The following is a 21,389-nucleotide window of genomic DNA, read 5'->3' as shown; positions in this document are numbered from 1 at the left end:
CATGAGCAAGCAGATTCGCCTCAACGCCTTTGCCATGAACGCCGTGGGTCACCTGTCCCCCGGCCTCTGGCGCCATCCGCGCGACCAGGCGCGGCGCTACACCGATATCCACTACTGGATCGAACTGGCGCAAACCCTGGAGCGCGGCAAGATCGACGGCCTGTTCCTCGCCGACGTGCTGGGCGTCTACGACGTCTACCAGGGCGGCCCGGAGCAGGCCCTGCGCAATGCCGCCCAGGTGCCGGTGAACGACCCGCTGCTGCTGGTGCCGGCGATGGCCGCCGCCACCCGGCACCTGGGCTTCGGCGTCACCGCGTCGGTGTCCTTCGAGCATCCGTACCCATTCGCCCGGCGCATGAGCACGCTGGACCACCTCACCAGTGGCCGTGCCGGCTGGAACATCGTCACCTCCTACCTGGAGAGCGGAGCGCGCAACATCGGCCTCAAACAGCAGCTCAACCATGAGCAGCGCTACGCCCTGGCCGGGGAATACCTGGAGGTCTGCTACAAGCTCTGGGAGGCCAGCTGGGACGAAGACGCAGTAGTCGCCGACGTGGAGCGCGGCGTCTATGCCGACCCGGCGAAGGTGCACCCCATCGCCCATGAGGGCGCGCACTTCCAGGTGCCCGGCTTCCACCTCAGCGAGCCGTCGCCGCAGCGCACCCCGGTGCTCTACCAGGCCGGCGCTTCCAGCCGGGGCAAGGCCTTTGCCGCTGCCAATGCGGAGTGCGTATTCGTCGCGGCGCCCACCCGCCACATCCTGCGCAACCAGGTGGTGGACCTGCGCCGCCAGGCCGAACTGGCTGGCCGCACGGGCAGCGCTATCAAGGTGTTCAACCAGCTCACCGTGATCGTCGCGCCCACAGATGCCGAGGCCCAGGCGAAATGGCGCGAGTACCGCGAATTCGCCAGCCATGACGGCGCCCTGACGTTGATGTCCGGCTGGACCGGCATCGACTTCGGCCAGTACGCGCCGGACCAGGTGCTGCGCCAGGTGCAGAGCAACGCTATCCAGTCGGCGGTGGATGCCTTCACTGCCGCCGACCCGAACCGCACCTGGACCACCGCCGAAATTGCCGATTACTGCGCCCTGGGTGGCGATGGCCCGCTGCTGGTGGGTTCGCCGAAAGCCGTGGCCGATGAGTTGCAAGCCTGGGTGGAAGAGACCGACGTGGACGGCTTCAACCTGTCCAGCATCGTCGCCCCGGAAACCTTTGTAGATATCGTCGACCTGCTGGTGCCGGAGTTGCAGGCCCATGGCCTGTTCAAGCGCGAGTACGAAGACGGCAGCCTGCGGCACAAGCTGTTCGGCCAGGGCGACCGCCTTGCCGAGCCGCATCCGGCCGCGCGGCTGCGCAGGAAGGTGGGGCAATGAACAAACTGCTCGCCAACCTCGACTGGGTTGAGATCGGCCAGGCCTGTATCGACACCCTGACCATGCTCGCCCTGGCGCTCGGCTTTACCGTGCTGCTCGGCCTGCCGCTGGGCGTGTTGCTCTACCTCACCGGCAAGAAGCAGATGCACGAGAAACCCGGTTTCTACCGCTTCGCTTCGGCGCTGGTGAACATGCTGCGTTCGCTGCCTTTCATCATCCTGCTGATCGTGATGATCCCGCTGACCACGCTGCTCACCGGCACGTCCCTCGGCGTTGCCGGGGCCATCCCGCCGCTGGTGGCCGGCTGCACGCCGTTCTTCGCCCGGCTGGTGGAAACCGCATTGCGCGAAGTGGACCGCGGACTGGTGGAGGCTACCCAGGCGATGGGTGCCAGCACCTGGCAGATCATCTGGCACACCCTGCTGCCGGAAGCCCGCACCGGGTTGATCGCCGCCGTGACCGTCACCGCCATCGTGCTGGTGGATTACACCGCCATGGCCGGTGTGATCGGCGGCGGGGGCCTCGGCGACCTCGCCATCCGCTTCGGTTACCAGCGTTTCCAGACCGACGTGATGGTAGTCACCGTGGCCCTGTTGGTCCTGCTGGTGCAGGCCCTGCAGATGAGCGGTGACCGCCTGGTGATCCGCTACAGCCGCCGTTGAAATCCCGCCGCAGGGCAGCCGGCTTTCGCTGCCCACCCAAGGCCTCACGTTCACCCCACGGCGGCCAACCCAATACTGCCCAGGAGCACTTGCAATGAAAAAGGCTATCGCCATTCTGGCCGCCGTCGTCGCCCTCGAAGCCCAAGCTGGCGAGAAGCTCGTAGTCGGCGCCACCCCGGTTCCCCACGCGGAAATCCTCGAGTTCATCAAACCCACCCTGGCCAAGGAAGGCGTGGACCTGGACATCAAGGTCTTCACCGACTTCATCCAGCCCAACGTGCAACTGGCCGAGAAGAACCTCGACGCCAACTACTACCAGTACCGGCCGTTCCTCGATGAGTTCAACAAGAGCCGCCACACCAACCTGGTGCCGGTGGTGGGCATCCACATCGAACCCTTCGGCGCCTACTCCACCAAGATCAAGAAACTCGACGAACTGAAGGACGGCGCTTCCGTCGCCATCCCCAACGACCCGGTCAACACCGGCCGCGCCCTGGTACTGCTGCACGAAGCCGGGCTGATCAAGCTCAAGGACCCGAGCAACACCCTGGCCACCCAGCGCGATATCGCCGAGAACCCGAAGAAGCTGAAGCTCCGTGAACTGGAAGGTGCGCTGCTGGCCCGTTCCGTGAGCCAGGTGGACCTGGCTTTCGTCTTCGCCAACTACGCCCTCGAAGCCGGCATCGACACCAACAGCGCGCTGATCGTCGAGAAGGGCAAGGACCTCTACGCCGAATTTCTCGTCGCCCGTCCGGACAACCTCCAGGACCCGGGCCTGCAGAAGCTGGCCAAGGCCCTGAACTCGCCGGAAGTCCGCCAGTTCATCGTCACCCGCTACAAGGGCCAGATCGCCCCGGCGTTCTGAGCCGCGCATTGCCTCCCTTCGCTCGGACAAAACCCCTCTCCCAATGGGAGAGGGTTTGGGATGGAAACCAGAACCGATCGATTGTTGAAAAGGCCACAATTCCTTCCTGCCGCATCCTCAACACTATTCCCCGCAGCACTGACCGAACAGGCTCAGCCCTCGCGCCATGCCCTACCGCTGGTATGCACGGTGCCCCCTACCCGAAAGGCTCCGTCGCTTATATCAGGCAACTAGATTCGTAACAGGCGCCCCTGGAAGGCGAAGGGCATCAGCGAATTCGAAGCATCACGCTCGCTATTGGATTGCTCTGTCTGGATGTCTGTTGACGTGCAGCGACTAGTCTTACACCGACAGATGAATAATCCGCTTGCCATCGATCCGCTGAGGTCGCCCACGGCGATCAGGCCGCTGCATGTGACATGCGGTTCAGGCCCGGCAGGTGGCGAAGTGCACCCCAGTTGTAGAGGGAAGGGGAGGTGGGCGGCGATGCGCCTTGAAGCCTTGATGCCAAATTCGGCTAACGCGAGATTTCGCGCCTTCGTAATCTGATTCACGTGAGGGCGCTCTGCCACGTCCCAGGTGTCTGCCACCCATAGGCGGATAAATCCCCCCCCTGCTGATAACTAAAACTAAGCAACGGAGGATCCAAAAAAATGAATAAAAATAAAACCTTGTGCCCGCTCGCCATGTCTGTCGTGGCTCTCATGTCGCCAAGTGTGCATGCATTTGTGATCGAATCGGGCAATCCCGATCTCAAACTTCGGTGGGACAACACGTTCAAATACAGCAGCGCCAGCCGCGTCGAGGGTGCTTCGGATAAGTTGACTTCCTCAGTCAACCAAGATGATGGCGATCGTAACTTCAGCAGTGGTCTGATCTCCAACCGCCTCGACCTGCTTTCCGAGTTCGACGTGAGCTACAACGGCTTCGGTGCCCGAGTATCGGGAGCCGGCTGGTACGACACGGTCTACAACGAATCGAACGACAACAACTCGCCGGGCACTGTCAATTCCATTTCGCGCCCCTTCGACGAGTTCACCAGCGACACTGAAGAGTTGCACGGTCAAAAGGCCGAATTGCTCGACGCGTTTGTCTTCGGTCGGGTCGCTCTTGGAGATTCCAAGGCTACGTTCCGTGCAGGTAGGCACGCCCTTGTCTGGGGCGAGAGCCTGTTCTTCGGTGCTAACGGTATTGCCGGTGGGATGGTGCCCATCGATGCGGTTAAGGCTCTGTCTGTACCCAACACCCAGTTCAAGGAGTTGATTCGTCCGGTTCAACAATTTTCCGGTCAGATTCAGCTGACTCCGGATGTGTCGATCGGAGCCTATTACCAGTGGCGTTGGGAGGAAACGCGGCTCCCTGCGGTAGGCAGCTACTTTTCGACTCTTGATATTCTCGGCGATGGCGGCGAGCGCTTGATCGCCGGTGCGCCCGTCATTCCGGGTGGCCAGCCCTTGGCTTTCTTCCGGAGACAGGACATGAAGGCTAAGAATTCTGGTCAAGGTGGTGTTCAGGTTCGTTTCAGCGCCGGTGAGACTGACTACGGGCTCTATGCGATCCGTTACCACGACAAAACACCCCAGCTCTATCTTCGGCCTAGCGGCGGCCTCGATCCGGTCAGTGGGCGGATCGGTGAGTTCCAATGGGTCTTCCCTGAAGACATTACTGCTTACGGGGCGAGCTTCAGCCATACCTTCGGCGATTACAACGTAGCCGGTGAAGTATCCGTGCGTCGCAACACTCCGCTGGTCAGCGATGGCGCCGTCGACGTGACTGGTACTGGCGATAACGATAGCAATCCGCTTTATGCGGTCGGGAACTCGGTGCACGCTCAGCTCTCCTGGCTAGCGACGCTGGGGCCCTCGATTATCGCGAATGAAGCGACCTTCCTAGGGGAAGTCGCATGGAACCGCCGTACCAGCGTCACCAAGAATCCCGAAGTGCTTAATCCCAACGCCGATCGCGATGCGGCAAACGTACGTGTGCTCTACGAGCCGACGTACCGCCAAGTCTTCTCTGGGGTTGATCTTTCCGTGCCGGTCGGTCTGGGCTTCGGAATTGGCAACTCGTCCGTGGTGGGGTCTTTCAATGGCGACCACGTCGGCGATTTCAGCATTGGTTTGAAGGCGGTCTACCTCAATGACTGGCGAGGGGGGCTCACCTACACCCATTACTTTGGGCCGGAAGGCACGTTCCTGGATGAGGGGACCCACGTCTCTTACAAGCAATCGCTGAAAGATCGTGATTTCGTTTCCCTGTCGATCCAACGCACGTTCTGAGGTTGGTCCATGACTCGCTTTTCGTTGTCCGGCAAGAGCGCGCGCTCAGCGTTTTTTGGTGAGTCCCGCAAAGTAGCACGGAGCCAAACATGAATAGTGTTCTTCGATATTCGGTGTGGCACCCGCTGTGGGTAGCGTTGTTCATGTCGATAGTGTCGATTGCCCATGCGGCCCCGGTCGGATCTGCTTTAGAGAGGCCTTCGGTGGTCACCACAATGGCGGCGCGCTCGTATCTGCTGGGCATTGCGCAAGCAGGTGAGCGTCTCGTCGCTGTTGGCGAACGGGGCATCGTGGTGTTGTCCGATGATGCCGGCGTGAATTGGCGGCAAGTCCAGGCCCCGGTCAGCGTCACGCTGACTGCGGTGCGCTTTGCTGATGCCATGCACGGCTACGCGGTGGGCCATGGGGGTAGTGTCCTGGTCACCACTGATGCCGGCGAAACCTGGACGCTTAGCCTCGACGGTCGGCGTGCCGCGGAGATTGTTCTGGCTGCGGCTCGGGAAAAGGGCGATGCCCGCTCAGTTTCCGATGCTGAACGACTGGTTGCGGACGGTCCGGACAAGCCATTTCTCGATGTGCTGGTGCTTGACCCGCTCAATGCCATCGCGGTGGGCGCCTATGGGCTCGCCCTGGCCACTGCAGATGGCGGCAAGTCCTGGTCATCCTGGGGTGATCGCATCCCGAACCCCAGGGCGTTCCACTTGAACGTGATACGTGGTCATGGGCAGAAGATCATTATCGTCGGCGAACAAGGCTTGGTTCGCATTTCAGAGGATGGAGGTGCGACCTTCGCGGTCGTCCAGACGCCATACCGAGGTAGCTATTTTACAGCGGAGATGCCCTCGGAGAATGTGATTGTAGTTGCTGGATTACGTGGCAATGCCTTGCGCTCCGGGGACGGCGGCAAAACCTGGGCGTCACTCGCCTCGCCGGTCGAAGCATCCATCACAGCTTCTGCAATTCAGCCAGACGGCCAACTGGTCCTGGTGAACCAGGCCGGGTTGGTCATGCATGAGCAGGGGGGGAGCCTGGTGCCCATCAACACTCGTCCTCTGCCGCCTCTGAACGGCGTGCTCGCCGCGTCGAACGCGGGGATTTTCGTGCTTAGTCAGCAGGGCGTTGCTGTGGTCCATTCTGGAGATAAGAAGTGAAAGTTCCCTCGGTAGACCTCTCAGCGGCCACTGCCTGTTTCGATCATCGTTCAGGTTCCCTGCTGGAACGGGCGTTGTTCAACAACCGCCTCGTAGTGGTCATTCTCTGCGCCATTGTTACCGCTCTACTGGGGTGGCAGACGACCAAGCTTGAGCTCAATGCCAGCTTCGAGAAGACTATTCCTACGGCGCACCCTTACATCCAGGAGTTCAATACGTACCAGAGCCAGTTGGCTGGATTGGGTAATGCGGTACGTATAGCGGTGGAGAGTCCTAAGGGCACCATCTACGATCCCCAGTTTCTCGATGCGTTACGTCGGATGTCCGACGAAATTTTCCTGCTACCAGGTGTCGACCGGCTAAACATGAAGTCGCTGTGGACGCCATCGACGCGCTGGACCGGTGTCACCGAAGAAGGCTTGGAAGGCGGCCCGGTGATTCCGGAGGGATACGACGGCAGTCCTGCGAGCCTGGAAAGTTTGCGCGAGAACATCGTCCGTTCCGGTGAGATTGGCCAAATTGTGGCTACGGACGGCAAGTCGTCGGTGATTTACGTGCCTCTGTTGGCCAAAGACGCCGAAGGACGCCCTCTGGACTATGCCGTATTCGCTGGCCATCTGGAGAAACTACGCCAGAAGTACGAGGCTGAAGGCGTGTCGGTGCACATCACTGGGTTTGCCAAGATCATCGGTGATCTCATCGACGGTGTGCGTTCGGTACTACTGTTCTTCGCTGTAGCGGTGGCGATCGCTACCGCTACGGTGTTTTGGTACACCCGTTGTGTACGTTCTACGTTACTGGTGGTTACAGCCTCGTTGGTGGCGGTGGTATGGCAACTAGGGCTGCTGCCAACCCTCGGGTATTCCCTCGACCCATATTCGATTTTGGTACCGTTCCTAGTGTTCGCTATTGGTATGAGCCATGGCGCGCAGAAAATGAACGGTATCATGCAGGATATCGGGCGAGGCATTCCGAAGTTGCTAGCGGCACGCTTCACTTTTCGCCGCCTATTCCTGGCCGGCATGACTGCTCTGCTAGCAGATGCCGTTGGTTTCGCAGTGCTGCTGGTGATCGACATCCAGGTCATTCGTGAGTTGGCCATCGCCGCGTCGATCGGCGTTGCTGTACTGATCTTCACCAATCTGATCCTGTTGCCGATTCTGCTCTCGTACACCGGTGTCAGCGCTGGCGCGGCCAAGCACAGCCTGCGTACCGAGGTCGCCGATGAACAAGGACAGAGCAAGCATCCGCTGTGGGCTTTTCTGGACCGTTTCACTCAGCGTCGGATGGCCACCCTCGCTGTGTTAGGCGCAACGGCCATTGGATTGGCCGGCTTAGTTGTCAGTACACAGCTGAAGATAGGTGACCTTGACCCGGGAGCGCCCGAGCTGCGTCCTGACAGCCGCTACAATCGCGATGTGGCCTTCATGAACGCCGGCTACGGTGCTTCCAGCGATGTACTCGCGGTAATGGTCACCAGTCCCGATGGGCAATGTTCCCTGTATGACACGCTAAACAAGATCGACTCGTTGGAGTGGCAATTGCGCCAACTCCCGGGCGTTGAGACGACCAACTCGCTGTCCCTTTTGAACCGGAAAATGATGGTCGGTTTGAACGAGGCTAATCCGAAGTGGTACGAGTTTGTGCCCAACCAGAGCATGCTGAATACCGTAACTGCAGGCGCGCCGCGCGGGCTCTATAACGACAGCTGTAGCCTCCTCACGCTCTACATCTATCTGCGCGATCACAAGGCTGACACTCTGTCCGCCGTGGTTCAGTTCGTCGAAGCTTTCGCCCTAGAGAACAACACTGAAGACGCCAAGTTCCTTCTCGCCGCCGGCAATGCCGGGATCGAAGCTGCGACCAACATCGTAGTCAAGGAAGCCTGGAGACAAATGCTGTTCCTGGTCTATGCCGCCGTTGCGCTGCTCAGCCTGATCACCTTCCGCTCGTGGCGGGCTGTGGTGGTGGCCGTACTGCCGCTGATGCTCACCTCGGTACTCGCTGAGGCGTTGATGGTCATCCTCGGAATGGGAGTGAAGGTTGCGACCTTGCCGGTTATCGCACTCGGCGTTGGCATCGGTATCGACTACGCGCTGTATATCCTGTCGGTTACCTTGGCTCAGTTGCGCGAGGGCAAGAGCTTATCAGAGGCTTATTACCGCGCCCTGTTGTTCACCGGAAAAGTGGTGATGTTGACCGGTGTAACCCTGGCTATCGGCGTAGTCACGTGGGTACTCAGTCCGATCAAGTTCCAAGCCGACATGGGCCTACTTTTGGCTTTCATGTTCCTGTGGAACATGCTTGGCGCCTTGATCCTTCTGCCGGCGCTCGCACATTTCCTACTCAGGCCAAACGATATAGCGGCCACGTTCGCTCTGCAGCGCTCCGATGAGTCTTCAGCGGCAAAAGCTGAGGCGTCCCAAGACCACTGCGTAGCAATCCTGTAGTCACAGCCTGATGGATTACAAGCGCCATCGTCCATTGGCTGTGGCGCGCTCTGGGCAGAGATCTTGAAGACGCTATATGTCCGAGAGGTGCTCAAAGTTCGATGTGTTGTGAGATGGGAATGTCCCGTGTCTTAAGAGCCGGCTTTCCCACTAAAAAGCTTCCGACTTCTGGGAATAGGTGCCCGATATGGCGAATCAAACTAGCGAACTCGTTCTCGTAAACGGACTCATCTACACGATGAATACCGATCAGCCATGGGCCGAGGCCTTGGCAGTGGTGGATGGACGATTGGTCGCAGTGGGCAATGAGAAGGACGCGCGCGCTGCCGTGAGTGCGGACGCCAAGGTCGTCGACCTGCATGGGAAGATGGTCATGCCCGGGATGATCGACGTCCATAGCCACTTCCTCCTTGCCGGTCGGGCCGAGTTGTACGATGTGAACTTCCTGCCGACCACCAAGCTCGACCAGATCATCGAAATGGTCCGCGCCGCCGCTAAGGAGCGTCCGCTCGATCGCTGGATCGTCGGCGGTATCTGGGGCAGCAACATGCTCGACCAACTGACCTACGAAGCACGCCTGCGTCTGGACGAGGCGGCTGCGGGGCGCCCGGTGATGCTGCGCGACGACTCCCACCATAATCGCTGGCTTAACGATGCCGGCTTGAAATTGTGCGGCATCGACAAAAGCACGCCGAATCCGCCCAACGGAACCATCGTGCGTTGTCCTGAGACTGGGGAGGCCACTGGGCTACTACTGGAGACTGCATCAGCTCTGGCTGAGTCTGCGGTGACCAAGGCCCTGGCCGAGGAGCCGGAGCTAGATGTTGCCGCGGCCGTGCATGCCATTAAGCGTATGAATGCCTGCGGTATCACCGGTATTCAGGATGCGCTGACTGCGCGGATGGTAATGGATGCAATTAAGAGCGTGGCCGACCGTGGCCAGTTGACTTGCTGGATCGTTGGTTCGATGCCGGTCTTGGAAGGGCCCCTTTCCGCCGAAGAGTGGGGCAAAGACTTGTTCGCATTGCGTGATAGTTACCGCAGCCAATACTTCCGTCCGGAATTCGGCAAGATCTTCCTGGATGGCGTGCCCACCACCCGGACTGCCGCGATGCTTGAACCCTACCTGGCAGACGACCTGCACGGCTGCTGTTTCCGCGGCGCGACTTTCTTGACCGTGCCGCAATTGGCCCGAGAGATTGCCGCATGCGAGCAGGCCAATCTCAGCGTAAAGATCCACTGTACGGGGGACGGCTCGGTTCGCGTCGCCCTCGATGCATTCGAGGTGGTGCGCAGCTTCAACGGAGGAAACCGTCTGCACCAGATCGCTCACGCTGGCTATTTGCATGACGACGACATTGCTCGATTCAAGGCGCTCAATGTCGCTGCGGACCTGTCGCCGATGATCTGGTTCCCCGGGGTCATTGTTGAGCAACTCAACTCCGTGCTGTCTCCAGAGCGCGTTACTCGTTCTTACCCTAACCGTGACATGGAAGCCGCTGGGGTGCTGCTTGCCGTTGGGTCCGATTGGCCAGTAGTACCTGATCCGAACCCGTGGTTCAGCATGCAAGGCATCATTACGCGTCGCGATCCGAGTGGCGAGTTCCCTGGCGAAATGTGGCCCGAGCAAGGTTTGGACTTAGCCACCGCGCTGCGGGCCTACACCATTGGACCTGCCATGGCGATGGGACTGCAGAGTGAGACCGGCTCGCTTGAGGTGGGCAAGTCCGCTGACTTCATCGTGCTCGACCGACACCTCTTCGAGATCCCGGTCGACCAACTGGCCCAGACCCAAGTCCTGCAGACCTACTTCGCGGGCAATGTGGTGCATGAGGTCGGAGCATGACCGATACGGTCGATGCACGGATACCGGTCACGCTGTTGACCGGTTTCCTCGGCAGTGGCAAAACCACGACCCTGAATCATTTGCTTCAGCTGCCCGAACTCGCCGATACCGCGGTCATTATCAATGAGTTCGGTGAAGTCGGGATCGATCATCTGTTAGTCGAGCAGGTGAGCGAGAACATGCGTTTGCTGCAGAGCGGCTGTCTGTGTTGCACGGTGCGAGGCGACCTGATCGACACCCTTGTGGATTTGCACGAGCGTCGAGAAAGCAACGCAATCGCGCCGTTTTCTCGCGTGATCATCGAAACCACCGGGCTCGCCGATCCGACGCCGGTGCTGCAAACTTTCATGATCGACCCGCAGATGGTGCAGCGTTATCGCCTCCAGCAGGTCGTCACCACAGTGGATGCGGTCAACGGCGCTAAAACGCTCGACCGTCATATTGAGGCGGTCAAGCAAGTCTCTTTGGCTGATCGCTTGTTTCTGACCAAGACCGATCTTGCGTCTGCCGAACTGATCGAAGCGCTAGAGATCCGGCTATGTGGCCTCAATCCGGCGGCTGGTATCAAGAGGTTGATCGACGGCCGCATTGAGGCAGCAGATGTGCTGGAAGGGGCGGTGAGCGTTCCACGGCACGGCGCGTTCGACGTCGATGCCTACATGGCGAGGATCGAGAGCGGATACGGTGAAGCTAGTCACCGCGAAGGCGACGTCCACTCGTACTGCCTGGTACTGAATCAGCCCCTTGAACAGGAGCGTCTCGCCTATTGGCTGGAGCTAATGGCGTCGTTGCGAGGGGAAAACCTGTTGCGGGTCAAAGGTGTTGTCCAGGTGGTCGAGCACCTCGATCAGCCCACAGTGGTTCATGGTGTCCAGCAGATCTTCCACCCCTTGCGACAACTGCCGGAGTGGCCTTCGGCGGATCGCCGCTCGCGCATCGTGCTGATTGTGCAAGGCATTGATTATGCCGAGATCGCTAGGACTTTCGAGAAGTTCGTAGGGGTGAGCCTGCCGGCGTTTAGGCCGGTTTCTCCGATTAAGGCTGATCCAGTGAAAGATTCGGTGGAATTGCTTAATTAGCTCTGATCCGTCCTGAGCCAATTCGGCAATTAACGCCACACTCGTTCACTTGCTTGAGTAGCTCTATTCTGAGTTTTACGGGGCAAAGTTCTTTGCTCATGGATTTCATTATGAGGCCCGGAGCGGCCGCGAAAGTAAGCGCGATTGAGTTTTTAATCGCGGCGTTTTTACGCGCTTCGGTACTCCCTTATGAGTATCGAATTTAACTTGGCTTCACGCGAGAATAGAGGAGGTTGAGGTCGCAGTTGTTGATGTAAGCTCGAAAAATAAAGTCAGTATCAGTTATATGCAGATTTTCTGCTAAGCAAGCTCACTAGAATGAAGCCTGGAATGCGTGGTTACCGTGGCATGTATTCCAAGTGTGTATTCACCATGCCCTCAGTGGGGATAATAACGATATGAGCCAGACAAGTGTGCAAAGCAAGACATCTTCGTTCGTCGGATCTGTAAGCGGATCTTCATCTACACCACGGAAGAAGTTAAGTTTTCTGACCATGATGGCCATTTGCGTTGGCGTTGTGATTGTGCAGGGTTCAATGATATCGGCAACGCAAGGTGTTGGCCTCGGCGGTATGGGTTTCCTTGCGGCTCTATTTGTTGCCTTCGTGCTTGCCCAGTTTAACGCCATGTCCTTTGCTGAGCTGTCTTTAATGTTCCCAACGGCAGGGACATTAGGTACGTATACCCAAAAAGCAATCGGTCACTTCCCAGCAATCGTTGCTGTATTCGCAGGTTATGTCGTGGTGGCAATGTTGGCACTGCCGGCAGAGATGTTCCTCGTCGATGCGGTAATCGGTAAGCTTCTGCCTGGGGTATTTCCGGAAAAATTGCTTCCGGGTGCGATCTTGATATTGCTGACTATTGCCAATCTGGTAGGTGCTGATGTTTTTGCTAAAGTTCAAAATTTTCTGGCATTTATTCTTATTGTTGCACTGGTGCTGTTAGGTCTATGTGGTGTGACTGGGTTGGCGCAGCCATTCCCGCCTATTAGTGGTACCCCCGTCGTGTGGAGTTTTTCTTCCGTGATGGATGGTAGCTTCCTGGGGCTGATCGTTCTGGCGATGTGGCTGATGGTCGGTTCTGAGTATATCTGTCCTATGATAAATGAAGTTTATCAGCCAGAGCGTAATATCCCTCGAGTAATGAGCCTTTCTATACTGGCCATGCTTGTGATCTTTACAGCATTTGCAATCGGTGCCAGCTATTACCTCAGTGTTGAAACGCTGACTACGTCGCCATTGCCTTATGTGGATTACGCAAGCGCCGTGTTTGGTAAGGCCGGGCTTCTGATCGCCGCGATAATGGGAATAACTGCAACCTGCAGTACCATCAACACTGTTGTCGCGGCCATACCACGCATGCTGCAGAGCATGGCTGAGAATGGGCAGGCGTTTCCGCAACTGAAGATCACAAGTAAGCGGTTTGGTACTCCCTGGGTCGCTATCCTTTTCATTTCAGGCGTTATCCTATTGCCATTCCTGTTTTTTAGCATGGATTCGCTCATTACTCTGGTAATTGCTGCCTCCACTAGCTGGTTGCTCGCATATGTGGTGGCTCATGTGAATGTACTGGTACTGCGTCGGCGCTTACCGGACCATCCTCGTCCGTATCGGACTCCGTTCTATCCCTTGCCGCAACTTATTGGGATTATCGGCATGGCCTATCTTGCATTGAACAACTCTCCTTCCCCGGAAATGACTGCTGTAGTCTACAAGCTCACCGGTGGAATCCTGTTGCTGGTCAGTGTGATCGGGGCGCTCTGGGTCAAGTTTTCGATGAAGCGAAAGCTATTCGAACCGGACCTCGATTGATTGCCGAAAGGAGCGCCCCCTCAAGGGGCGCTCGTTCGTTATGAGATAGGGAAAAACAGGTCCATCCTGATCTTAGATTCTTATCGTTCAGGGTGCGAAACGCACAATGCTCCCATGGGGTCGAGTTTATCGCGATGGGCTGAGTGGATACCTAGGCGGCGGAGCGCTAAAAGTGCTGGTAGATAGTCGCCCGTAAGACCATGCGCTACTTGTTGGACGGGACTTGTAAGGTGTCTTCCAAAGACAAGTTTCTATTGTCGCCACGGAGTTGCCCTTTGCCAGGCATCGAATTGCTCGACGGGCATTGGCATTCCAATAAAGTAGCCCTGGACGACATCACAGCCCAATTCAGCCAGCCGGTTCCAGACCATCTGATTCTCTACGCCTTCGGCGACCACCTCTAGGCCAAGTTCGTGGCCAAGTTCTACCGCCGAACGGACAATCGCAGCTGAGCGAGGACTGTCAAGGATAGGGGCAATGAAAGACTGATCGATCTTGATTGCGTCGACAGGCAGCCGTTGCAGATAACTGAGGCTAGAGTGCCCGATGCCGAAGTCGTCGACAAACAGGCGCGCGCCCAGCTGCTTCAATGCTAGGAGTGCTTCCAAGGCTTTTGTTGGATCTTCCATGAACGAGCTCTCGGTCAGCTCGAACTGGATCCAGTCTGGCTCCGCCCCCCAGGTGACAATCAATCCCTCGATTCGCCTCAGAAGAGTCGGGTCCTGCAGATCATGGGCAGAAAGATTAACCGACAGAGGCACATTGAGGCCTACTTCATGCCACCCATGGCTATAGCGGAAAGCTGACTCCAATACCCAGTGGGTGAGCGGGATAATGAGACCGGAGTATTCGGCCAGGGTGACGAATTCGGCGGTGGGTATCAAACCCAGGGTTGGATGTTTCCAGCGCACTAGTGCCTCAGCACCAACAAGCTGCTTCGAATCGACATGCACCTTCGCTTGGCAATAGAGGCAGAGTTCGTTCTGCTCGATGGCGTGGCGCAAATCCGCCATCAGTGCCAGGCGACCCGCATAAGTCTGGTCCAATGTGGCCGAGTAGAGCACATAACTGCTTCCAGTGCGCTTCGCCTCTGCCATCGCTACCCGGGCACGACGGATGAGCCCATCGGGGTCCGTTCCGTGACCAGGGCAAACGGAAATGCCAATAGCTACCCGACCATTTAGGCGAAGCCCGCCAGTATCCAACGGAGCATGAAGCATGCTGCTCAGCCTAAGGGCAGTCTTGGTCGCGTAATCGACATCCCCCTGCGGCAGCAGCACTGCAAAGTCGCTTTCGCCCAAGCGAGCGATCAATTCCTGCGTTCTTAGTTCTGTTGCCAAGCGACGACCAACCTCTTGGATCGCCACGTCGCCACTCGCATAGCCCAACGTATCAGTGATCTCCTGCAGGTGGGTCATGCCGAGCAAGAGTAGGGCCATAGGTTGATGTTGTTCGTGAGCCGTATCGATTGCGGCCCGCAACTGCTCGCATAACCGTGACCGATTCGCGAGCCCGGTGAGCTCGTCATAGTAGGCCATGCGCTGAATTGTCGCCTCAGCCTCCCGGTGCTTAAGTCGGGTGCGCAGGTTGGCAATGCCATAAGCGAGATCGTCTGCGAGCTCAGCCAATAACGATACTTCGGCGTCGTCGAAGGCAGTAGGTTCGGACGCACAGAGGCCCAATGCCCCCACCACCTTGCCATTGATCCAAAGGGGAAAAGCACACGCAGCGGCATAGCCGAAGCGAACCGCTTGCTCCCGCCATGGAGCGGCGTTGGGATCGGTCAGAAGATTTTGGCCAATGCAGGGCTGCCCTGTTTGCACCGCAATGCCCCCAGGGTTCTTTCCTAGCTCGCTGTCGGCCCAGCTGAAAAATGTGGAGCGGAGGGTCGCCTCGGCGGCGGGGTCGGCCTCGGCCGAGAATGCACAAGCCTCAATAGTTAGTGTTTTCTCTGCATCGTCTAGAGCGTAGCCCGCACAGCTCATCCTGTAACCGCCCTCATCAATTATCACTCGGCACATTGCTTGCAGCAGTTCTTGCTCGTCAGATGCACGCAAGAGGGTACGATTTCCTGCGCTCAGCGTTCGGAGAGCACGGTTAAGGCGCTGCGATTCGCAAGATGCGTCATTGGTCGACGGAACGGCCCCCCTTTTTTCGGCATCTTGACGCGAACGAAAGATTGCCATGCTACAGCCCTAAGTTTGTTCCATGTCCAGTATAGTGGTATCTGCACGCACTTACATATATTTAGCTCCGAGCAGGGCCTGAATTGGTTGGTGAAATGTCGGAAGAGCTCTTCTTGAATTAACGGTGTTGCCTAAATATAAAATCAGTAAATTTAGCGTGAAGGTGATTTAATTTATAACTTTGTGAGATTGATGGGTGTTGGTGTTAAGGATTTCGTTGTGCCTATTTTCAGTGGGCAGAGAGGCTTAAGCTAATAACTTCAATGAGTTTTCTTTCTTTAAGGATGGTCTGAAATAGCTAAGTATTCCTGGCTGACTTCAGCGCCTGCCGATTTTTGAAAGCGGTCAATCGATCCCAAACACTCAGATCATCTGCGCTTCCCTATCTTTTGCGACGCCGCGGGCACCTCGCGACGGCCAGTTTCCGCATTACAGACGCACCTCACCTGGGTTGGCCAGCAATTGCCGCCGTGCTATCCACAGGCTCGACAGGGCGAACAACGTGACCATTTGCACCGCATTCCTGGCCAGTCCGCGGAAGCGCACTTTGGTGTAGCCAAACTGCCGCTTGATCACCCGGTACGGATGCTCGACCTTCGCCCGCACCTGGGCTTTGGCTTTCTCGATCTTGCGGATCGCTTTGTACAAGGCGCTGCGCTTGCCCTGTTTCTTGTAGGTGCTGCGCCGGGCCGCGATCTGCCAGATGACCTGGCGCCCGGCATGCTCGGGGCGTTTCTCGACCCCGGTGTAGCCGGCATTGGTGCACACCACGTTTTCCTCGCCGTGCAGCAGCTGGTCGACCTGGGTGATGTCCGCGACATTGGCAGCGGTCACCGCCACGCTGTGCACCAGGCCCGACTCTTCGTCGGCACCGATATGGGCCTTGGGTCGGGTAAAGCAGGGGTGTTACCACCCCTGCCTCCCCTGAGAACCGTACTTGAGAGTCTCCCCTCATACGGCTCAAGCCTTCCAACAGCCTGAATAAGACCGGGCTACCAGACGACGCGCTCTTCGGCGCTCAAGGTAAAACGTCCATGCCGGATCAAACGGGTTCGCTGCGCTGCGTATCTTGATATGCCGCACAATCGGAACACTGGCGGCGGCAAAAAGCCAAACCGGTTGGTTCATGCCGCGTGTTTTTTCCTTGGAAGCAAAAACCCAGTGCCGTTGACCCACGGTACGAAAGTATCGCTGTTTCACCCAATGGGCACTTTTCATAGGGTGCCGGCGGACAGCCCAGCGCCATAACACCTGCCAAATTCGATGGTCGATCCACGCGAAGCGCTTAGCCGCGACCACATGACGATGATACATAGCCCATCCCCGGATCACCGGGTTGAGGGTCAAGATCAGGTTCGCCTGCGTCGCCGCCTTGTTTCCGTTCGTGATTTCCCGAACCTTATCCAACAGCGCTTTCACACTCTTGCGAGCCGGAGTGATGAGCAGCTTGCCGGCGTACTTGCGTACGTTCTGGCCGAGAAAATCGAAGCCTTGTGAGATATGCGTGATGTGAGTCTTTTCATCTGAGAGCTCCAGGCCACGCTGTTTCAGGAAGGCCTCGATGGCGGGGCGAACCTGATGTTGCAGTACAGCTTGCGTGGCGCCGGTCACGATGAAGTCATCCGCATACCGTACAACGTGTATTTTGAATGGCTGACGCTGGCGTGCTGTTGCAGCCACGCTTGCGTAGACGACCTCTTCCAGTCCATCCAACGTCCAGTTCGCCAGTACCGGAGAGATGATTCCCCCTTGCGGGGTTCCCGCCTCCGTTGCGAACAAGGCTCCCTGATCGACATACCCCGCTCGAAGCCATTTACGCAGAATCGCTTTATCCATGGGCACGTTGGCGAGCAGCCAGTCGTGGCTGATGTTGTCGAAACAGCCGCGAATATCTCCTTCGAGCACCCAATGCGCTGAGCTGCGTTTCGCCAGAACATCGAAGCAATAAGCGATGGCGTCGGCCGTTGACCGGTGCGGTCGGAATCCATATGAGTTGGGGTCTGCACGCGTTTCGGCAACAGGCTCAAGAGCCAGTTTCCATAGTGCCTGCATGGCACGATCCTGCATCGTCGGAATTCCCAGCGGACGCTGCTTGCCATTGCTTTTGGGTATGTAGATGCGCCTCAGCGGTTGGGGACGGTAGCCCCGATGCTGTAACGCGTGTGCTCTCTTGAATTTGGCTTCTGGCGTTGACCATATCTTGCCGTCAACACCCGGTGTTCTCTTGCCTCTATTCTCCGTCACTCGTTTCACGGCCAACATCTTGCCGCTGTACGAGCGAGTCACCCGTTCATCCCTAGCCCCTCTCCGCCTTGATGCTGGCAGATTCGGTCTGGCCTCGCGGTTCGACCTACCGAGATATCGGCGGTTACATTGTCCCCAGAGCTTCAGACCCAGCTGTTACCGGCCACGCCTGTCTGGGTAGGGAACGAGTGGTGGAACAATCGGTTCCGTCGGGCGTTAACCTGTGGAACAGAAATCCATGCGACTTTCAGGTCGCACCGCCGAAGTAGTACTGGTTGCCCTTCTTGGTTTGATGCATCTCCGGGTCGCGCTTGCCGTCCTGGTTCTTGGTCGAACTGGGCGCATGAATCAGCGTCGCGTCGACGATGGTGCCCTGGCGCAGCGACAGGCCGCGGTTACCCAGGTAGCCATTGATCACCGCCAGAATCCCTGCCGCCAACTCATGCTTTTCCAGCAGACGCCGGAAGTTGAGGATGGTGGTTTCGTCGGGAATGCGCTCCAGGCTCAGCCCGGCAAACCGGCGCAGGAGGGTGGTCTCGTAGAGCGCTTCCTCCATCGCCGGATCGCTGTAGCCGAACCAGTTCTGCATCAAGTGCACGCGCAGCATGGCAATCAACGAATAGGCCGGACGGCCACCTTCGCCCTTCGGGTAATGCGGCTCGATCAGGGCAATCAAGCCCTGCCACGGCACCACCTGATCCATCTCGACCAGGAACAACTCCTTGCGGGTCTGCTTGCGCTTGCCGGCGTACTCGGCGTCGGCAAAGGTCATCTGCTTCATCGGGAAACTCGTGCGACGGGGGCGGTGTATTTCACCAGATTCAGGAAGTCTTCTTAAGGATTTCCCTAAGTATCTGCCAGCCGCAAGCGGACGCACTGCTTGCGGCTTTTTGATTAATACCTGCTTGGATCCCTATGTCAGAAAGCGGCATCGGCCTGCACGAGGCAGGCGGTTCACCGAAGTGATTCTCCGTTATGGGTTAGTCGCGCCGTATTCTTGTGGGCCTGCCACCGAATTTCATCGACCGTTAGCCCAATTCAGGCGGTGGGGCCGCAACACGGCATCTGAGTCTATTGGTCGTTCGAGAGAGAAAACCAGCCGCGGGTTGGCTAGGCGGGCCAAGTCATGCAATATCGCGTCGGTTCTAGATTGTGAGTTCAGGCCAATTACCATGACCCTTCTCGACGCCACGCTGGCGCTTCTATTGGCAGCCCGAATCCATCGATCTGATGCCGCAGTGAGAGCGACGGCAAAACGTTGCGTAGGACAGCTGCCGCGCAGCAAGCGCGACGTGGTCTATCAGGTGATCGATAGCCGCAGCCCGCTTGCCTTGGTGGAATTCCTGGCGCGTGAGCTTTAAACCATCTGTTCTGGTTCATGCCCGTGTGACTCCAGCCAGTTAGAAACTCCTCTTTTCCCGCACTAGAACACTGGTGTTGGCGCTCCTCTGGCCTCGAGGCAACTCGGCTCGAAGTGGGTATTCGGCCTTGCCACATACATGCCGACCAGTCGTTTGGGCGGCCTGGCGGACAAATTTCCATAAGCAGCAGTTTGTCCACGGCATCGTTGTACAAAACATCCCAATCCACCACCGGCAATAAGGCTGCGTGGCTGGCATCAATTAGTATCCATCGCCCAATGGCGAACGAGGACCTAATCAATCCCATGAGTGAATTGAACAGGAAGCAGGCCTTGGCAAAATTAGTCGAGGCGTTGGACAAGCTATACCCACAGGGCATATTTGACCCCAAGGCCTTGGAGAGTGAACAGGGCATGCCCGACTGGGCTACGTCCCGCAATGGACAGCAGCGAATGTTCACTCGCCCGGCCAAAATGGCACTGAAATCATTGGCGTACGCTTGGAACAGGGAGGCTCCCAAGTTAGACATCAGGGTAGAGGCCAATGAACTGGAGTCGCTGCTTCGTCAGAGTGTCACCGACCTCCATGCCGATGGCATGCTGACGGGAGAGGCGGCGGAGAATTTGCAGGCGCTGGACTGTACCGTGCGGCAGACTCTGCAACGCACGGCAACCGAATTCACCCACTCTTTCCCCGCATGGACTTTGGGCATGGAGTTCGCAGAGCCGTTTGTCATCGGCCCTGTCACCATCATGACCCGGAGACAGTGGATAGATGCCGTCGAATTCAGCGATAACGCCAAGAAGAACGCCCTGGACGGTGAGGAAGCCAATCAAGACTGGAAAGCAGCATTGCTTCGCGCGTTGTCGATGCCTAAAGGCTTTTTGACGCCTGATGAAGCCCCATTACCTTGGCTGGCCGCACAGATGTACGATCCTCTGAGCACAGGTCGGTCGTTGCTGCGGGTGAAGTTGTCTGGGTACGAGCGATCCCTCTCCACGAAAGCTGCTCGCCATATCTGCAAGACCGCACTCGACGGCCTGTCCCTGATATTGGGAGGCGATAGCCACTTCCATACCCAGACGCTCGCAGATGAGCGAATGGTACCCGTCTCTTATCACACGGTCATTGAGGCAAACGGGTTTCTGCTTTTGCCGGGCGTTGGGCTTAGTAAGCAAGTGCCCGGCGTCAGCGGCCAGCAAGTAAAAGGGGGGCTCGATAAGCAGCAGAACCGCACGATGCGCGATGCGCTCGCCCATATACTGGACGGATTGGTTTCCCCTGCTTCACACCCGCATCCGCTCTTAGCCATGCGCTGGGCGACGGCTCTGGACTGGCTTGCTGAAGGCACGCGTGAGGCCAGCGAAGCGATCGCTCTCGCGAAGATCGGCACCAGTCTGGATGTACTCACGGAAGGTGGCAAGTTCGGGAAAATCCTGGACATGCTGACTCACCTGACCGGATGGACGGAGGAACGCGAATTCTCGGTCGGCTCCAATCCCCGCAGTCTGCGGTGGCTGGTGAAGGAGCTTTATGATCACGGGCGCTCCAAGATCCTGCATGGCAACGTGTTCGACCGTCTGCAAACGTTCGCAGAAATGCGCAAGGTTGGCGAATCGCTCGCAAGAGTTGCACTCATCGAGTGTGCGCTGCGCTTGCGGCACTATACCGGTCCGGACGACCACACGGCCTTTCGCACTATTCCGAGCGTCACGCTCGATCCAACGCCTGTGAAGTAGGAGCTAGGTGGGCTGTTTCGAGGCGCTATGGAGCGGAGGGAGGACTCAAGAAAGCGCTAGCCGACAGGATGCTTCCTGATGAACACGAGCCAGGACACACTCCTAACCTTCGGCTGGCTGGTTGTGGTCCGGAAAACATTTTGTTCACCGAAGGCTTCGAGCGCCTACTGCTATTTGCGGACAAACTGATCTAGCACAAGCTGGCTAAAAAAAAGGTTCTTCGCGGAGTCTGGGGGAAGAGCGAGTTGACAGTCAGGGAAGTGGGTAAATTGGCAGTCGCCAAACACACCAACCCCCACTCCCTGCTGCCGCCGTGCATCCTATTGATCTTGCCCAGTTCT

The 21,389-nt window shown here is 57.8% G+C and carries 13 protein-coding genes and 2 pseudogenes; 11 read left to right on the top strand and 4 right to left on the bottom strand.

Features of this window, described 5'->3' with window-relative positions:
* The first annotated feature begins 1 nt into the window (after position 1).
* The 9 genes from ACFW0H_RS02290 to ACFW0H_RS02250 all read left to right on the top strand — a co-directional run bounded on the left by ACFW0H_RS02290 (position 2) and on the right by ACFW0H_RS02250 (position 13,518).
* Entirely contained in the window at positions 2-1,375 is a 1,374-nt protein-coding gene (locus tag ACFW0H_RS02290) for an LLM class flavin-dependent oxidoreductase (protein ID WP_422912284.1), read from the top strand.
* Complete coding sequence (locus ACFW0H_RS02285; RefSeq protein ID WP_422912283.1) at positions 1,372-2,037, top strand: methionine ABC transporter permease; 666 nt, start codon at positions 1,372-1,374, stop codon at positions 2,035-2,037. The genes ACFW0H_RS02290 and ACFW0H_RS02285 overlap by 4 nt, the downstream gene beginning before the upstream one ends.
* Before the next feature lie 94 nt (positions 2,038-2,131).
* A complete protein-coding gene (locus tag ACFW0H_RS02280) occupies positions 2,132-2,902 on the top strand; it encodes a MetQ/NlpA family ABC transporter substrate-binding protein (protein ID WP_422912282.1) in 771 nt (256 codons plus the stop codon).
* A 653-nt stretch (positions 2,903-3,555) separates the two neighbouring features.
* Positions 3,556-5,181, top strand: coding sequence for a DUF1302 domain-containing protein (locus ACFW0H_RS02275; protein WP_422912281.1), 1,626 nt, complete (start codon positions 3,556-3,558; stop codon positions 5,179-5,181).
* Between the two features lie 89 nt (positions 5,182-5,270).
* On the top strand, positions 5,271-6,332 hold the full coding sequence (locus ACFW0H_RS02270; RefSeq protein ID WP_422912280.1) for a WD40/YVTN/BNR-like repeat-containing protein: 1,062 nt from the start codon (positions 5,271-5,273) through the stop codon (positions 6,330-6,332).
* Positions 6,329-8,782, top strand: coding sequence for an efflux RND transporter permease subunit (locus ACFW0H_RS02265; protein WP_422912279.1), 2,454 nt, complete (start codon positions 6,329-6,331; stop codon positions 8,780-8,782). The genes ACFW0H_RS02270 and ACFW0H_RS02265 overlap by 4 nt, the downstream gene beginning before the upstream one ends.
* Before the next feature lie 187 nt (positions 8,783-8,969).
* On the top strand, positions 8,970-10,628 hold the full coding sequence (locus ACFW0H_RS02260; protein WP_422912278.1) for an amidohydrolase: 1,659 nt from the start codon (positions 8,970-8,972) through the stop codon (positions 10,626-10,628).
* Entirely contained in the window at positions 10,625-11,707 is a 1,083-nt protein-coding gene (locus ACFW0H_RS02255; protein ID WP_422912277.1) for a CobW family GTP-binding protein, read from the top strand. Before ACFW0H_RS02260 ends, ACFW0H_RS02255 begins: the two co-directional genes overlap by 4 nt.
* Positions 11,708-12,105: 398 nt before the next feature.
* On the top strand, positions 12,106-13,518 hold the full coding sequence (locus ACFW0H_RS02250) for an APC family permease (RefSeq protein WP_422912276.1): 1,413 nt from the start codon (positions 12,106-12,108) through the stop codon (positions 13,516-13,518).
* A 251-nt stretch (positions 13,519-13,769) separates the two neighbouring features.
* Here ACFW0H_RS02250 and ACFW0H_RS02245 read toward each other — a convergent pair whose 3' ends face one another.
* The 4 genes and pseudogenes from ACFW0H_RS02245 to ACFW0H_RS02230 all read right to left on the bottom strand — a co-directional run.
* Positions 13,770-15,704, bottom strand: coding sequence for a putative bifunctional diguanylate cyclase/phosphodiesterase (locus tag ACFW0H_RS02245; RefSeq protein WP_422912275.1), 1,935 nt, complete (start codon positions 15,702-15,704; stop codon positions 13,770-13,772).
* A 429-nt stretch (positions 15,705-16,133) separates the two neighbouring features.
* A pseudogene (locus ACFW0H_RS02240) lies at positions 16,134-16,589 on the bottom strand (transposase); the annotation flags it as partial.
* A 75-nt stretch (positions 16,590-16,664) separates the two neighbouring features.
* The gene (gene ltrA, locus ACFW0H_RS02235; RefSeq protein ID WP_422912274.1) at positions 16,665-17,990 is read right to left on the bottom strand and encodes a group II intron reverse transcriptase/maturase; all 1,326 of its coding nucleotides are present in this window, start codon (positions 17,988-17,990) and stop codon (positions 16,665-16,667) included.
* A gap of 217 nt (positions 17,991-18,207) precedes the next feature.
* Positions 18,208-18,729, bottom strand: a pseudogene (locus tag ACFW0H_RS02230) (IS5 family transposase); the annotation flags it as partial.
* A 391-nt stretch (positions 18,730-19,120) separates the two neighbouring features.
* Here ACFW0H_RS02230 and ACFW0H_RS02225 point away from each other — a divergent pair.
* Positions 19,121-19,309: a DUF7740 domain-containing protein gene (locus ACFW0H_RS02225; RefSeq protein WP_422912273.1), complete on the top strand. Its 189-nt coding sequence runs from the start codon at positions 19,121-19,123 to the stop codon at positions 19,307-19,309.
* 305 nt (positions 19,310-19,614) lie between these two features.
* The gene (locus ACFW0H_RS02220; RefSeq protein ID WP_422912272.1) at positions 19,615-21,048 is read left to right on the top strand and encodes a hypothetical protein; all 1,434 of its coding nucleotides are present in this window, start codon (positions 19,615-19,617) and stop codon (positions 21,046-21,048) included.
* Positions 21,049-21,389: the final 341 nt, after the last annotated feature.

The organism is Metapseudomonas cellulosilytica, from assembly GCF_049334135.1.
Lineage (GTDB): Bacteria > Pseudomonadota > Gammaproteobacteria > Pseudomonadales > Pseudomonadaceae > Metapseudomonas.
This window is presented reverse-complemented; position numbering and strand designations above follow the sequence as displayed.

Bases quoted from the DNA above. Each gene is read 5' to 3' on its own strand.
- ACFW0H_RS02255 (WP_422912277.1), top strand. From the start codon at position 10,625: ATGACCGATACGGTCGATGCACGGATACCGGTCACGCTGTTGACCGGT.
- ACFW0H_RS02285 (WP_422912283.1), top strand. From the start codon at position 1,372: ATGAACAAACTGCTCGCCAACCTCGACTGGGTTGAGATCGGCCAGGCC.
- ACFW0H_RS02260 (WP_422912278.1), top strand. From the start codon at position 8,970: ATGGCGAATCAAACTAGCGAACTCGTTCTCGTAAACGGACTCATCTAC.
- ACFW0H_RS02250 (WP_422912276.1), top strand. From the start codon at position 12,106: ATGAGCCAGACAAGTGTGCAAAGCAAGACATCTTCGTTCGTCGGATCT.
- ACFW0H_RS02280 (WP_422912282.1), top strand. From the start codon at position 2,132: ATGAAAAAGGCTATCGCCATTCTGGCCGCCGTCGTCGCCCTCGAAGCC.
- ACFW0H_RS02220 (WP_422912272.1), top strand. From the start codon at position 19,615: ATGAGTGAATTGAACAGGAAGCAGGCCTTGGCAAAATTAGTCGAGGCG.
- ACFW0H_RS02290 (WP_422912284.1), top strand. From the start codon at position 2: ATGAGCAAGCAGATTCGCCTCAACGCCTTTGCCATGAACGCCGTGGGT.
- ACFW0H_RS02275 (WP_422912281.1), top strand. From the start codon at position 3,556: ATGAATAAAAATAAAACCTTGTGCCCGCTCGCCATGTCTGTCGTGGCT.
- ACFW0H_RS02245 (WP_422912275.1), bottom strand. From the start codon at position 15,704: ATGGCAATCTTTCGTTCGCGTCAAGATGCCGAAAAAAGGGGGGCCGTT.
- ACFW0H_RS02270 (WP_422912280.1), top strand. From the start codon at position 5,271: ATGAATAGTGTTCTTCGATATTCGGTGTGGCACCCGCTGTGGGTAGCG.
- ACFW0H_RS02225 (WP_422912273.1), top strand. From the start codon at position 19,121: ATGACCCTTCTCGACGCCACGCTGGCGCTTCTATTGGCAGCCCGAATC.